Consider the following 14015-nt stretch of genomic DNA (forward strand, 5'->3'; position numbering starts at 1 on the left):
TCAGCCCCTGTCCGGCCCGGCCAGCACCTGGGCGAGGGAGTCGAAGAAGATCTCCCAGCCGCCTCGCGCGTTCTGGTACTGCTCCGCGCTGAGGTTGCCGCCGCCCTGGTGGAAGACCATCTCGGTCCGGCCGCCCAGATCGGCGAAGGTGACAGTGACGATCTCGCCCTCGACGTCCTCGGGCGCTCCCGCGTCCTTCAGGGTGAGGACCAGCCGCTCGGGGGCGCCGATCTCGCGGTAGACGCCGTGGAACGGCATCTCGCCGTGATCCGGCACGACCAGCACCAGGCTCCATTTGCCGCCGGGGCGGACGTCCATGGTGACCCGGTCGATGGGGGCCTCCGCGTCACCGCCGTACCAGGCGGCGAACTGCTCGGGCGTGGTCCAGGCCCGGAAGGCCTGCTCGCGCGGTGCGTCCAGGACGCGGGTGATGGTGATGCCGTCGGCCGCCCCGCCCGCGGTGTTCTTCTCGGTGCTCATGGTGTCCTTCCAGTGCCCATGGTGTCCTCGCCTTCGGAGGTCACTCAGATGTTCTCCCGGGCGGCCGGAGCTGTCCTGCCGGAGCTGTGCCGCCGGAACACCCGGCCCGGTGAGCGCCGCGGATGAGACGCCCCGGACGGGCCCTCAGTCCTGGTCCTGTGCGGCCAGCAGGACCACATCCGCCGCCTCGAAGACCGCGCCCACCGTCTCACCCACGCCGGGCGCCGTCAGCAGCGGACACTCGGCCTCCAGCTGCGGTCCGTGCTCCGGGCTGAGGAGTACGGCCACGTGGCTGCCCCGGAACGTGCGCGCCTCCACCGTGCAGCGCAGCCCCTCCTGCGGCGCCGCGAACCGCACACCGCCGGGCCGCACCAGCAGCCGGCCCTCCCCCTGCGGAGTTCCCTCCGGCACCGGAATCTTGCCCCAGGGGGTGTCGGCCGCCCGGCCGGTGACCGTCGCGGCCACCACGTTGTCGAAGCCGAGGAACCGCGCGACGAACTCCGAAGCCGGCCGCTGCCAGACCTCCAGCGGGGTGCCGGCCTGGGCGATCCGCCCGTCCCGCATCACCACGACCCGGTCGGCCAGCGCGAAGGCCTCACCCTGGTCATGGGTGACGGCGAGCACGGTCGTACCCAGCCGGCCGAAAAGCCCGCGCAGTTCCACGACGAGTCGCTCGCGCAGGCTGCGGTCGAGCTGGCCGAGCGGCTCGTCGAGCATCAGCAGTTTGGGGCGCGGGGCCAGCGCCCGGGCGAGCGCGACGCGCTGCTGCTCCCCGCCGGAGAGCGCGCCCACCGCCCGCCGCCCGGCGCCGGGCAGACCGACCAGCTTCAGCAACTCCTCGACCCGGTCGGCCTGTTCGGCCCGGGGTACGGAGCGCATCCGCAACCCGAAGGCCACATTGCTCGCGACGTCACGCTGCGGAAAGAGCTGGTGGTCCTGGAACATCAGGCCGACACCGCGCCGGTGCACCGGCACCCCGCTCTGCTCCGCCCCGTCCAGCAGTACCCGCCCGGCGGAAGCGGGCTGGAGACCCGCCACCACCCGCAGCAGCGTCGACTTGCCGCTTCCGCTGGGGCCGAGCACACAGACCGTCTCGTGCTCGGCGACCGTCAGATCCACCGCGTCCAGCGCCACCCGCTGCCCGAAGCGGACCGTCACACCGTCCAGTTGCAGCATCAGAACTCTCCAGAGCGGTCGGTACGAATGCGTTCGAGCACCAGCAGCGACACGGCGCACACCAGCATCAGAATCGTGGAAAGCGCCATCGCCTGCCCGTAGTTGAGCTCACCGGCCCGCCCCAGCAGCCGTGCCACCGCCACCGGGAGCGTCGGGTTGTCGGGCCTGGCGATGAAGACCGTCGCCCCGAACTCGCCCAGTGACACGGCGAACGCGAACCCGGCGGCGACCAGCAGCGCCCGCCGCACCATCGGCAGGTCCACCTCGCGCCAGGCCCGCAGCGGCGAGGCGCCGAGTACCGCCGCGGCCTCCCGCAGCCGCCCGTCCACCGCGCGCAGCACCGGCAGCATCGTCCGTACGACGAAGGGCACGCCCACCAGCGCCTGGGCCAGCGGCACCAGGATCCAGGACGACCGCAGATCCAGTGGCGGCTTGTCGAGGGTGATCAGGAACCCGAAGCCGACGGTGACCGCGGACACCCCGAGCGGGAGCATCAGCAGGGCGTCGAACCCGCGCACCAGCCGTCCCGCCCGCCGGGTGAGCGCCGCGGCCGCGAGTCCGCCGACAACCAGGGCGATCCCGGTCGCGGCCAGGGCGTACTGCACGGAGTTCCAGATCGCGTCGACCGGCGGAACCAGGAACGTACCGCCGCCGGCCCCCTGCGACTGGAGCGCCCGGTAGAACGTGAAGCCGTAGCCGCCGGGGCCGTCCAGCGAACGCGCGACCAGGACCCCGAGGGGCAGCAGGATCAGTACGGCGATCACCGCGAGCACCCCGCCGACCAGCGCCCACTGGCCCGCGCCCCGCGGACGTCGCGAGGTCTGCGCCGGGTCCACCAGGCTCAGCGCGGTCTCCCGGCGCCGCACGGTCCAGGCGTGCAGCGCCAGGATCGCTCCGACCGCGGCGAACTGCACCAGCGTCAGCACGGCCGCCGTCGGCAGGTCGAGCAGTTCGGCGGTCTCCCGGTAGATCTCCACCTCCAGCGTGGAGAAGGTGGGTCCGCCGAGGATCTGCACCACACCGAAGGAGGTGAAGGTGAAGAGGAAGACCATCAGTGAGGCCGCGGCCACCGCAGGCGTCAGCGCCGGCAGGGTCACCCGCCGCCAGGCGGCGAACCGGGAGGCGCCGAGCACCCGCGCGGCCTCCTCCTGACGCGGGTCGAGCTGCGACCAGAGGCCGCCCACGGTCCGTACGACCACCGCGTAGTTGAAGAAGACATGCGCGAGCAGGATCGCCCAGACGGTCGTGTCCAGGCGTACGCCCCACAGCTCGTCGAGCAGCCCACCGCGCCCGAGCAGGGCGAGGAACGCCGTCCCGACGACGACGGTGGGCAGCACGAAGGGCACCGTCGCCACCGCGCGCAACAACTGCTTGCCGGGGAAGTCGAAGCGGGCGAAGACATACGCGCCCGGGAGCGCGATCAGCAGCGTCAGCCCGGTGGACGCGCACGCCTGCCAGGTGGTGAACCACAGGACATGCAGGATGTCGGGCTGGCTCAGCACCTCGCCGATCCGCCCGAACTGCCAGCTGCCGCCCGCCTTGAGGCCGCGGCCGACGATGGCTGTCACCGGGTACGCGAAGAAGACCGCGAAGAACGCGAAGGGCACGGCCATCAACGCGAGCCGCACCGCCGTCCGGCGCCGGGCCGCCCCGGTCGCGGGCGGCGGCCCGGCCTGCACCGCGGGTGCTACTTCAGGACGATCGAGGACCACGACTTGACCCACTGATCACGGTTCTTGGCGATCGTGCCGGGTGCGACGGTCTCGGGCGCGGTGACCTTCGCACCGAACTTCGTGAACACCGCGGGCTCCTTCGCGCCCTTGACCACCGGGTCCACGAACATGTTGAGCGGCATGTCCTCCTGGAACTTCTTGCTGATCAGGAAGTCGATCAGGGCCTTGCCGCCCGCCTCGTTCTTCGCGCCGTCCAGCAGCCCGGCGAACTCGATCTGCCGGAAGCAGGTGGAGGTGGCGACGCCGGTCGGGGCGGTCTTCGGCTGCGGCTTGGCGTACAGCACCTCGGCGGGCGGGCTCGACGCGTACGAGACGACGAGCGGCCGGTCGCCCTTGGCCTTCTTGCCGCCCGCCGAGCCGGAGAAGTCGTTGTTGTACGCCTGCTCCCAGCCGTCGTCGACCTTGACGCCGTTGGCCCGGAGCTTCTTCCAGTACGCCTGCCAGCCGTCGTTCCCGTACTTCGCGACCGTGCCGAGCATGAAGCCGAGCCCGGGTGAGGACGTGGCCACGTTCTCGGTGACCAGCAGGTTCTTGTACTGCGGCTTGATCAGGTCGTCGAAGCTGCGGGGCGGGGCGATCTTGTGGTCGGCGAAGTACTTCTTGTCGTAGTTGACGCAGAGGTCGCCGCTGTCGATGGGGGTGACCCGGTGCTTCGCCGCGTCAAGCTGTACCCCGGAAGCGACCTGGTCCAGGCCCTTCGCCCGGTACGGCGTGAAGAGGTTGTTGTCGAGCGCCCGCGACAGCAGGGTGTTGTCGACGCCGAAGAAGACGTCGCCGCGGGGGGAGCCCTTGCTGAGGATCTCCTGGTTGAGCGCGGCGCCGGCGTCCCCGCTCTTGAGGACGTGGACGGTGTAGCCGGTCTCCTTCGTGAACTCCTTGAGCACGGCGGGAGATGCGGCGAAAGAGTCGTGGCTGACCAGCGTCACGACCTTGGAGTTCTCGGCGCCCGAACCGGAGTCGTCGGAACCTCCGCAGGCGGCGAGCGTCGAGACGCCCAGCGCGGCGGCCAGCGCGGTGACGGTCAGCTTCCGGGTGGTCAGCGTTCTGCCGGACGTACGCGCTCGCTTGGTGGTGCTCACTGATTCCTCCTGGGATGGCATCCAGGAAGAGACGCGGCCCTGCCCGCGGGAGAGCGGGCAGGGCTGAACAGCTTGAGTAGAGACCGAACTTCCTACCCGGAATGACCCGGGCAAGGTCCAGAGGGTCTGCGGCATGGCCGCACTCTCAGCGCTGTGGCGCTCCCCTGTCGGAATATGAAAATGTGCGACCCACGTTACACGGGCCCTGCAACGGCCGGACGGGCCCTGCCGCTGATGCCCCGGTGGTCCTACCGCTCGGCGGCCGCCAGCTGCCCGCACGCTCCGTCGATCTCCTGGCCACGGGTGTCCCGTACGGTCACGGGGACACCGTGCGCGGCGATGGCGGCGACGAACGCCTTCTCGTCCTCCGGCCGGGACGCGGTCCACTTGGAGCCCGGTGTCGGGTTGAGCGGGATCAGGTTGACATGGACCGGCTTGCCCTTGAGCAGCCGTCCGAGCCGGTCGCCCCGCCAGGCGTGGTCGTTGATGTCGCGGATGAGCGCGTACTCGATGGAAACTCGGCGGCCGGACTTCGCGGCGTACTCCCAGGCCGCGTCCAGCACCTCACGGACCTTCCACCGGGTGTTCACCGGGACGAGGGTGTCGCGCAGCTCGTCGTCGGGCGCGTGCAGCGAGACCGCGAGGCGGCACTTGAAGCCCTCGTCGGCGAAGCGCAGCATCGCGGGCACCAGGCCGACCGTGGACACGGTGATCCCGCGCTGCGAGAGGCCGAGGCCGTCGGGCTCGGGGTCGGTCAGCCGGCGGATCGAGCCGACCACCCGCTTGTAGTTGGCGAGGGGCTCGCCCATGCCCATGAAGACGATGTTGGAGAGCCGCGCGGGCCCGCCGGGCACCTCGCCGTCGCGCAGGGCACGCATACCGTCGACGATCTGGTGGACGATCTCGGCCGTCGACAGATTGCGGTCGAGGCCCGCCTGTCCGGTGGCGCAGAAGGGACAGTTCATGCCGCAGCCGGCCTGCGAGGAGATGCACATCGTCACCCGGTCCGGGTAGCGCATCAGGACGGACTCGACCAGCGTGCCGTCGTGCAGCTTCCAGAGCGTCTTACGGGTGGTGTCGTCGTCACAGCTGATGTGGCGCACCACACTCATCAGGTCGGGGAGCAGCGCCTCCCGCAGCTTCTCGCGCGAAGCGGCCGGGATGTCGGTCCACTCGGCGGGGTCGTGGGCGTACCGCGCGAAGTAGTGCTGCGACAGCTGCTTGGCGCGGAACGGCTTCTCGCCGGTCTCGGCCACGGCGTCCTTGCGCTCGGCGGGCGTGAGGTCGGCGAGGTGGAGCGGGGGCTTCTTGGCTCCGCGGGGCGCGACGAAAGTGAGTTCTCCGGGCTTAGGCATGGTCCATCCAGTGTCGCAGACACTCAGTGGTCCGCCGGGCCGTCGCCCGGAGGCTGTGCAATGGTCGGCGGAGCCGGTCGTCAGGGGCGGTGCCGGTGGGCGCCTCCCGGCCGGAGGGCGCCTGTCACTGCCCCATCAGCTCTCTGACCGCTTGTTCCGTCCAGTGGCCGGCCGCCCCGGGCGCCGACGCCACATAGGCAGCCACCGTGCCCGCGTCCCAGGCACCGGCCTCCAGCAGGCCGGAGGCGATGTAGCGCACATACGCCGGAGACGGCTCGGTCACCGGCAGATCGCCCGAGCCCCAGGGGGCGGTGAAGGTGAGCACGGGCAGCCCGTCCACCTGGCCGGGGTGGATGAGCGTCTCGTACCGGCCATTGCCCAGCCTTGCCACGCCGCAGGCGAGCACCTGCGCCAGGTCGAGATCCTTGGCCGGCTCCTTGCCCATCTCCTGAGCGGCGATGTCCGAGAACTGGGACGCCGAGACGAGATGGGCACGGCCGAGCACCCGCCCCTCCCCCTGTGGGTCGTAGAAGGCCCGGCCGCCGCCCCAGACAGGTGACCGGGTCGCGAAGTACAGGGTCCCCGGCAGCTCTACCGGGACCGATCGTCCGGGCAGGGACCGATCCCGGCACCCCGGATACTCCGCGCCCGTTCCGGGCAGCCGGCCGCCCTTGATGTAGTACGAGAGCCGGTCCAGGTGCATGTTCGAGCCGTACGAGGCGTACCAGACCCGCGACGGCGACCGGTCGTCCGTGCGGCCCGGCTCAATGGGGTGTGCGGTCGTCATACGCGCCACTCCTGAAGGTGATGGGCAGACACCGGAGGGAGGGCCCGCCGTCCTGTGGACGACGCCCCTCCCTCCGGTGAAGACACAGGTGAAGACGTAGGTGAAGAGGCAGGCAGAAGAGCCGTACCGCCGGTCTCAGGAGCCGACGAAGAGCACCATCAGCAGCCAGACGACGGGTGCGGTGGGCAGCAGGGAGTCCAGCCGGTCCATGATCCCGCCGTGGCCCGGCAGCAGCGTTCCCATGTCCTTGATCCCGAGATCCCTCTTGATCATGGACTCGCCCAGGTCGCCCAGGGTGGCGGTGGCCGCGACGGCGAGGCCGAGCAGCAGACCCTGCCACCACTGCCCGTCGTCGATCAGGAACTGCATACACAGGGCGCCCGCCACCATCGCGAAGCTGACCGCCCCGAACAGACCCTCCCTGGTCTTTCCGGGGCTGATGCGCGGCGCGAGCTTGTGCTTGCCGAAGCGCCAGCCGATCGCGTACGCACCCGTGTCGCTGACGACGGTCAGCAGCAGGAACGTGAGCACCCGCCAGGGCCCGTCGTCGGCGGTCAGCAGCAGCGCCACGAACGTCGCGAGGAACGGCACGTAGAACGCGGCGAACACACCCGCCGTGACGTCCCTGAGGTAGCCGTCGGGCGACTCGGTCATCCGCCAGACCAGAACGGCGAGCGCCGTGAGCGCCATGGCGATCCAGGCGCCCTCGGTCCCGCGCACGTACCCGGCGACGACCATGGCGGCGCCGCCCACCGCGAGCGGAATCAGCGGCGCCTTGATGCCCTTGCGCTCGCCGAGCCGGGAGGTGAGCTCCCAGAGGCCGACGACCACGGCGACCGCGATCACGATGACGAAGGCGGCCTTCCAGATGAAGAGGGAGGCGGCCACCACCACGCCGAGGCCGAGGCCGACCCCTATCGCCGACCGCAGATCGCGGCCGGCCTTCTTCTTCTCCGGAGGCGGCGGGGCTGGCATGGGCTCCTGCGGCATCTCGTCACGGAACGGGGGGCCACTCGGGCGAGCGGCCCCCCGTTCATGGTCGGCACGGCCGTGCTCGTGACGGCCACCGTCTTCGGCGTCTCTGCCTGCGTCGGGCACGATGGGCATGGGCCGAGTCTGCTCAACTTCATGCTCGCCGTATGCGGGACCCGCCGGGACAGCGTCCTGGTCGGGGGCGGGTCGCCGTTCCCCGACGGGGTGGCCGCTCTGCGGAGCACCCCAGGAAGAGTCGTTCATCAGACCTCGAGCAGCTCGGCTTCCTTGTGCTTGAGCAGCTCGTCCACCTGCGCGACGTACTTCGCGGTGGTGTCGTCGAGCTCCTTCTCGGCACGGCGGCCCTCGTCCTCGCCAACCTCGCCGTCCTTGATCATCTTGTCGATCGTCTCCTTGGCCTTGCGGCGGACGGAGCGGATCGAGATCTTGGAGTCCTCGGCCTTGGTCCTGGCGACCTTGATGTACTCCTTGCGGCGCTCACCGGTCAGTTCGGGGAACGTCACCCGGATGATGTTGCCGTCGTTGCTCGGGTTGACGCCGAGGTCCGAGTCGCGGATGGCCTGCTCGATGTTGCGCAGCGAGGTCTTGTCGAACGGGGTCACCACGGCCATCCGGGCCTCCGGCACGGAGAACGAGGCGAGCTGGTTGATCGGGGTCAGCGCGCCGTAGTACTCCGCCACGATCTTGTTGAACATCGCCGGGTGCGCACGGCCGGTGCGGATCGCGGCGAAGTCCTCCTTGGCGACGACGACGGCCTTCTCCATCTTCTCCTCGGCCTCGAGGAGGGTCTCTTCGATCACCACTTGCTCCTGCATGTCTTGAGTGGGCCCGCGTTCTCAGGCCCTGGAGTAAACCCGCGTCTTGCCCTGCACGGTGTCCGACCGGCAGGTTCTTGTCGGTCCTGTTGGCCTCTCGGCCTCTCGGCCTCGTGACCGCGTGGCCCCTTGGCTCTCCTGAGCGGCCGTCCCCCGGTTCTCAGGCCCGGGTGCCCTGGTCGTTCACAAGAGTCCCGATCTTCTCACCCTTGACGGCCCGCGCGATATTGCCCGAAGCCAGCAGCTCGAAGACGAGGATCGGCAGACTGTTGTCACGGCAGAGGGTGATGGCGGTCGCGTCGGCGACCTTGAGGTTGCGGTTCAGTACCTCGCTGTACTCCAGCGCGTCGTACTTCACCGCGTCGGGGTTCTTCTTCGGGTCGGAGTCGTAGACCCCGTCCACCCCGTTCTTGCCCATGAGCAGCGCCTCGGCGTCGATCTCCAGGGCGCGCTGCGCGGCGGTGGTGTCGGTGGAGAAGTACGGCATGCCCATGCCCGCACCGAAGATGACGACGCGTCCCTTCTCCAGGTGACGGACGGCGCGCAGCGGGATGTACGGCTCCGCGACCTGCCCCATGGTGATGGCGGTCTGGACGCGGGAGTCGATCCCCTCCTTCTCCAGGAAGTCCTGGAGGGCGAGGCAGTTCATGACCGTACCGAGCATGCCCATGTAGTCGGAGCGGGCCCGGTCCATGCCGCGCTGCTGGAGCTCGGCGCCGCGGAAGAAGTTGCCGCCGCCGATGACGACGGCGATCTCGGCGCCGTCACGGACGACCGCCGCGATCTCGCGGGCGATGGCGTGCACGACGTCGGGGTCGACACCGAGGCCACCACCGCCGGCGAACGCCTCACCCGACAGCTTCAGCATGAAGCGGCCGTGCCTCTTGACGTCGCCGGTACTGCCGTCGTCGGTCCTGTCGGCGTTTTTGTCGGCCTGTTCCATGGAGATCTCCTCGTGCGCATACGAAGAAGGCCATTGCCGGGGGTCCTTGCGGTTCCCTGTGCGGCAATGGCCTCCTCGTCAGATCTGCGGCCGTCCGGCGCGGACCCGGGCGGCTGCGTCAGACCCTATCGGGGTCTTCGGTGGATCGCGTACAGACTCAGATGCCGACCTTGATGCGCGAGAAGCGCTTCAGGGTGACACCGGCCTCGTCCAGGACCTTCTGGACGGACTTCTTGTTGTCCAGGGCGTACGGCTGACCCAGGAGCGTGGCTTCCTTGAAGAAGCCGTTGACCCGGCCCTCGACGATCTTCGGAAGAGCGGCCTCGGGCTTGCCCTCGGCGCGCGTGGTCTCCTCGGCGACGCGACGCTCGGCCTCCACGACCTCGGCCGGGACGTCCTCGCGGTCCAGGTACTTCGGCGCGAACGCGGCGATGTGCTGCGCGATACCGCGGGCGAGCTCGGCGTCGGCCTTGTCCAGCTCGACCAGGACACCGATCTGCGGGGGCAGGTCGGGCATGGTGCGGTGCATGTACGAGGTCACGTAGGCGCCCGAGAACTGCGCGAAGCGGTCCAGGACGATCTTCTCGCCGAGGTTGGCGTTGGCCTCGTCGACGTACGCCTGGACGGTCTTGCCGGCCTCGATCTCGGACGCGAGGAGCGCCGCGATGTCGGCGGGGGAGGTCGCGGCGACGTGGGCGGCGAGCGCGTTGGCGACAGCCTGGAACTTGTCACCCTTGGCGACGAAGTCCGTCTCGCACTTCAGCTCGACCAGGACACCGGAGGTGTTGTCGTCGGCGATGAGGGAGACGACGGCGCCGTTCTCGGCGGAGCGGCCCTCGCGCTTGGCGACACCCTTCTGGCCCTTGATGCGGAGCGCCTCGACGGCCTTGTCGACACTGCCGTCGGCCTCGTCGAGCGCCTTCTTGCAGTCCATCATGCCGGCGCCGGTGAGCTCACGGAGCTTCTTGACGTCAGCGGCGGTGTAGTTCGCCATGATCGTGAATTTCTCTCTCGAAGTCTGAAAGATCTTACGGGTGAACGGCGGAGGCCCGGAGGCCTCCGCCGTCAACAACCGAACCGGTGAGGGTCAGGCCTGCTCAGCGTCCGCGGCCGGGGCGGCGGGCGCCTCGGCGGCAGGGGCCTCGGCAGCGGGCGCCTCGGTGGCGGCCTCGGCGACCGGAGCCTCGGCGTCGGCGACCTTCTCGGTCTCGGCAGAGGTCTGGACGACCTCGGCGCCGTCCTTCTTCTCACCGTCGAGCAGGTCACGCTCCCACTCGGCGAGCGGCTCGGAAGCAGCCTTCTCGCCCGGCTTCTGGTCGCCGGTCGCAGCGCCGGAGCGGGCGATGAGGCCCTCGGCGACGGCGTCGGCGATCACGCGGGTGAGCAGGGTGACGGAGCGGATCGCGTCGTCGTTGCCCGGGATCTTGTAGTCGACCTCGTCGGGGTCGCAGTTGGTGTCGAGGATCGCGACGACCGGGATGTGGAGCTTGCGCGCCTCACCGACGGCGATGTGCTCCTTCTTGGTGTCGACGATCCAGACGGCGCTGGGCACCTTCTGCATCTCGCGGATACCACCGAGGGTCTTCTCCAGCTTGGCCTTCTCGCGCGAGAGGACCAGGAGCTCCTTCTTGGTGAGGCCGGAGGCGGCCACGTCCTCGAAGTCGATCTGCTCAAGCTCCTTCAGACGCTGAAGGCGCTTGTAGACGGTGGAGAAGTTCGTCAGCATGCCGCCGAGCCAACGCTGGTTGACGTAGGGCATGCCCACGCGCGTCGCCTGCTCGGCGATCGCTTCCTGGGCCTGCTTCTTGGTACCCACGAACATGATGGAGCCGCCGTGCGCGACGGTCTCCTTGACGAACTCGTAGGCGCGGTCGATGTACGACAGCGACTGGAGCAGGTCGATGATGTAGATGCCGTTGCGCTCCGTGAAGATGAAGCGCTTCATCTTCGGGTTCCAACGACGGGTCTGGTGACCGAAGTGGACGCCGCTTTCCAGCAGCTCCCGCATCGTGACGACGGCCATGGCCGTACTCCTTGATGTACTCGGTTGTCGCGACCGCAGGTTTGCTGTCGCGCCTGACGCCCACACGCGCCGTGCCACAAGGGACCGAGAGGCGCGTCCATCGACCGCTGATGGGGTGATGGGGGGCGTGCGAAGTCGACCCGGTGACCCGGATCGCCACCAGAAGTGTACGGGACCCGGTGGGCGCCGGGTGACGGCGATGTCCACAACCGGCTGGTAGTCCACAGATACCGGCCATGATCCCCACGGACCCGCGTACTGGGGGACGGTTTCCCCATGCGCCTGAACAAGACCGCCCCGGGCCACGACGCCCGCGAACCGAACGCCCCGGACCGGAGCACCCCGTACCGGGACGCACGGTTCGCGGGATTACCCGTGGCGGTGTGTGCCGTGCTGCCGGTCGCGGTTGCCGTGGTCTGTGCGGTGGCCGCGCTGTGCGCCGCCACCGGTGCCGGGCTGCTGTTCGCCGGGGGCCCCGCCCTGCCGGCAAGAAGGTCGGCCATGACGGCAGTGACCGCGCCGTGGGCGGTGCCTGCGGCCATGCCCACGCCGGTGCCGACGGCCGGACCGGTGCCGACGGCGGACCGCAGCTGGCCGGTGGGCGGCCGACCACGGATCGTCCACGGCTGGGACCCGCCCGCCTCTCCGTACGGACCGGGGCACCGCGGAGTCGACCTGGCCGCCGCACCCGGCACACCGGTACTGGCAGCGGCCTCCGGCCGGGTCACGTTCGCGGGCCGGGTGGCCGGGCACGGTGTGCTCACCATCGCGGTGTCGGGCACACCCCTGCGCACCACGTACGAACCGGTGCGGGCACTCGTCGGGACAGGGGACGAGGTCACGACCGGCCGGCCGGTCGCGGTACGGGAGGACGCGCCGTCCCACTGCCCGTCGGGCTGTCTGCACTGGGGGCTGCTGCGCGGGGAGGTCTATCTGAACCCGCTGTCCCTGCTCCCGCCCGGGCTGCTGCACCGGGGACCGTCCAGGCTGCTGCCGGTGTTCGGGGTACCGGAGATCACCGGCGACGCGCCCGGCGCGGGATACGCGGATCACGCAACGGCGGAGGAGCACGGAGCCCGTACGGGAAGGCGTACCGGGCGGACGCACCGCACCGGCGGGCGTCAGCCCTGGACACCGCCCAGAGCCATCGCGACGGCCGCGTCGGCCACCACGGCGGGGTCCTCGGCCGAACCCGTCTCGATACGCCGCACCGCCGCGTCCACCACCCCCTGGAGCAGCATCGCCGCGAGTCTCGGCTGGTCGTGGTGCAGAGCTTCGAGCGCCTCGACGATCATCGCGATGAGACCGCCGTGCGCGGCACGGATCTTCTCGCGGGCACCCGTATCGAGCTCGCCTGCGGAGATGGCGACCACGGCCCGGTGTCGCTGGTCCCCGACCAGCGCCAGCTGCTGGCGCACATAGGCCTCGACCTTGCCCGCCGGATCGGGGGCCCGCTCCATCGCGGACTCGATCTCAGCCGCCCAGACCGGGAAGTCGACCGCACAGAGCTCTTCCACCACAGCGGCGCGTGAGCGGAAGTACTCGTACACGGAGGAGCGCGCGAGGCCGGTGCGCTCGGCGAGGGCGGGGAAGGTCAGCGCCTCCGTGCCGCCTTCGGAGAGGAGGGTGCGGGCGGCGTCCAGCAGGGCGCTGCGCTGCATGGTTCGGTGTTCGGCCACGGAGGCCGCTCGAATCCTGGGCACGGGCCCACTTTACGGAAGCCCTCTTCGCAGGGACGATTCGCCTGCGGAATCAGCGGCCGACGTCCGACAGCTTGGCGCGAAGCTGGAGGACCGATTTGGTGTGGATCTGGCTGACCCGGCTCTCGGTGACCCCGAGGACATGGCCGATCTCGGCCAGCGTGAGGCCTTCGTAGTAGTACAGGGTGACCACGGTCTTCTCCCGGTCGGGGAGCGTGTTGATGGCGCGGGCCAGCAGCCTGCGCAGCTCGCGGCCCTCGGCCAGCTCGACCGGGTTGTCCGCCGCGGTGTCCTCCAGGGTGTCCATCAGGCTGAGCCGGTCGCCGCCCTCACCGCCGACGTGCAGCAGCTCGTCCAGGGCCACCACATTCGCCAGCGACAACTGGCTGAAGACCGCGTGCAGTTCCTCGACGGCGATGCCCATCTCGGCCGCCACCTCGACCTCGGACGGAGTGCGGCGCAGCTGGGCCTCCAGCGTGGCGTACGCGCGCTCGACGGCGCGCGCCTTCTGCCGGACCGAGCGGGGAATCCAGTCGAGCGCGCGGAGTTCGTCGATCATCGCGCCGCGGATCCGGGTGATCGCATAGGTCTCGAACTTGATGGACCGCTCGATGTCGAACTTCTCGATGGCGTCGATCAGCCCGAAGACACCGGAGGACACGAAGTCGGCCTGCTCGACGTTGGGCGGCAGTCCCACGCTGACCCGGCCCGCGACGTACTTCACCAGGGGCGAGTAGTGCAGGATCAGCTGCTCGCGCAGCCGTTTGTCGCCCGTCGACTTGTACGACCGCCACAACTCGTCGAGCGAAGACGGCGCGGGGGGCCGAATGTGGCCACGTGCAGCCGGCGGCGCTGCCGCGCGGTCAGACCCGGACGTGTGCTGGGGCATTCGTTGCCTTGAGCCGTTCTGCTGGGACCTGCGTGGGACTTG

At 70.0% G+C, this 14015-nt stretch carries 13 protein-coding genes, 1 pseudogene and 1 riboswitch; of the genes and pseudogenes, 1 reads left to right on the forward strand and 13 read right to left on the reverse strand.

The features are described 5' to 3' along the window. The 11 genes from OG385_RS06025 to rpsB form a co-directional block, all read right to left on the reverse strand. A complete protein-coding gene (locus OG385_RS06025; protein WP_266852491.1) occupies positions 1-480 on the reverse strand; it encodes an SRPBCC domain-containing protein in 480 nt (159 codons plus the stop codon). A gap of 144 nt (positions 481-624) precedes the next feature. Next, complete coding sequence (locus OG385_RS06030; protein WP_266852493.1) at positions 625-1656, reverse strand: ABC transporter ATP-binding protein; 1032 nt, start codon at positions 1654-1656, stop codon at positions 625-627. Continuing rightward, positions 1656-3269, reverse strand: coding sequence for an iron ABC transporter permease (locus OG385_RS06035; protein ID WP_266860663.1), 1614 nt, complete (start codon positions 3267-3269; stop codon positions 1656-1658). The genes OG385_RS06030 and OG385_RS06035 overlap by 1 nt, the downstream gene beginning before the upstream one ends. Positions 3270-3343: 74 nt before the next feature. Beyond that, positions 3344-4429: a thiamine ABC transporter substrate binding subunit gene (locus OG385_RS06040; RefSeq protein ID WP_266860665.1), complete on the reverse strand. Its 1086-nt coding sequence runs from the start codon at positions 4427-4429 to the stop codon at positions 3344-3346. Positions 4430-4539: 110 nt separating this feature from the next. Then, positions 4540-4644: riboswitch (TPP riboswitch) on the reverse strand. Between the two features lie 72 nt (positions 4645-4716). Then, positions 4717-5823, reverse strand: coding sequence for a 23S rRNA (adenine(2503)-C(2))-methyltransferase RlmN (rlmN, locus tag OG385_RS06045; RefSeq protein WP_164266819.1), 1107 nt, complete (start codon positions 5821-5823; stop codon positions 4717-4719). A 124-nt stretch (positions 5824-5947) separates the two neighbouring features. Then, positions 5948-6610: a histone deacetylase gene (locus tag OG385_RS06050; RefSeq protein ID WP_266852496.1), complete on the reverse strand. Its 663-nt coding sequence runs from the start codon at positions 6608-6610 to the stop codon at positions 5948-5950. Between the two features lie 135 nt (positions 6611-6745). Beyond that, positions 6746-7846, reverse strand: coding sequence for a phosphatidate cytidylyltransferase (locus OG385_RS06055; protein WP_266852498.1), 1101 nt, complete (start codon positions 7844-7846; stop codon positions 6746-6748). Beyond that, positions 7846-8403, reverse strand: a complete 558-nt coding sequence (frr, locus tag OG385_RS06060; protein WP_164266826.1) for a ribosome recycling factor — start codon at positions 8401-8403, stop codon at positions 7846-7848. The genes OG385_RS06055 and frr overlap by 1 nt, the downstream gene beginning before the upstream one ends. Positions 8404-8578: 175 nt before the next feature. Beyond that, positions 8579-9361: a UMP kinase gene (gene pyrH, locus OG385_RS06065; protein WP_266852500.1), complete on the reverse strand. Its 783-nt coding sequence runs from the start codon at positions 9359-9361 to the stop codon at positions 8579-8581. 157 nt (positions 9362-9518) lie between these two features. After that, on the reverse strand, positions 9519-10355 hold the full coding sequence (tsf, locus tag OG385_RS06070; RefSeq protein WP_266852502.1) for a translation elongation factor Ts: 837 nt from the start codon (positions 10353-10355) through the stop codon (positions 9519-9521). A gap of 93 nt (positions 10356-10448) precedes the next feature. After that, positions 10449-11384, reverse strand: a complete 936-nt coding sequence (gene rpsB, locus OG385_RS06075; RefSeq protein WP_266852504.1) for a 30S ribosomal protein S2 — start codon at positions 11382-11384, stop codon at positions 10449-10451. A gap of 585 nt (positions 11385-11969) precedes the next feature. Between rpsB and OG385_RS06080 the strand changes: the two are divergent. After that, a pseudogene (locus OG385_RS06080) lies at positions 11970-12395 on the forward strand (peptidoglycan DD-metalloendopeptidase family protein); the annotation flags it as partial. Positions 12396-12505: 110 nt separating this feature from the next. Here OG385_RS06080 and OG385_RS06085 read toward each other — a convergent pair. Then, the gene (locus tag OG385_RS06085; RefSeq protein ID WP_266860667.1) at positions 12506-13063 is read right to left on the reverse strand and encodes a TetR/AcrR family transcriptional regulator; all 558 of its coding nucleotides are present in this window, start codon (positions 13061-13063) and stop codon (positions 12506-12508) included. 73 nt (positions 13064-13136) lie between these two features. Further along, entirely contained in the window at positions 13137-13973 is an 837-nt protein-coding gene (whiG, locus tag OG385_RS06090) for an RNA polymerase sigma factor WhiG (protein WP_266852506.1), read from the reverse strand. Between the last annotated feature and the right edge of the window lie 42 nt (positions 13974-14015).

It is taken from the genome of Streptomyces sp. NBC_01306 (genome assembly GCF_026340465.1).
GTDB lineage: Bacteria > Actinomycetota > Actinomycetes > Streptomycetales > Streptomycetaceae > Streptomyces.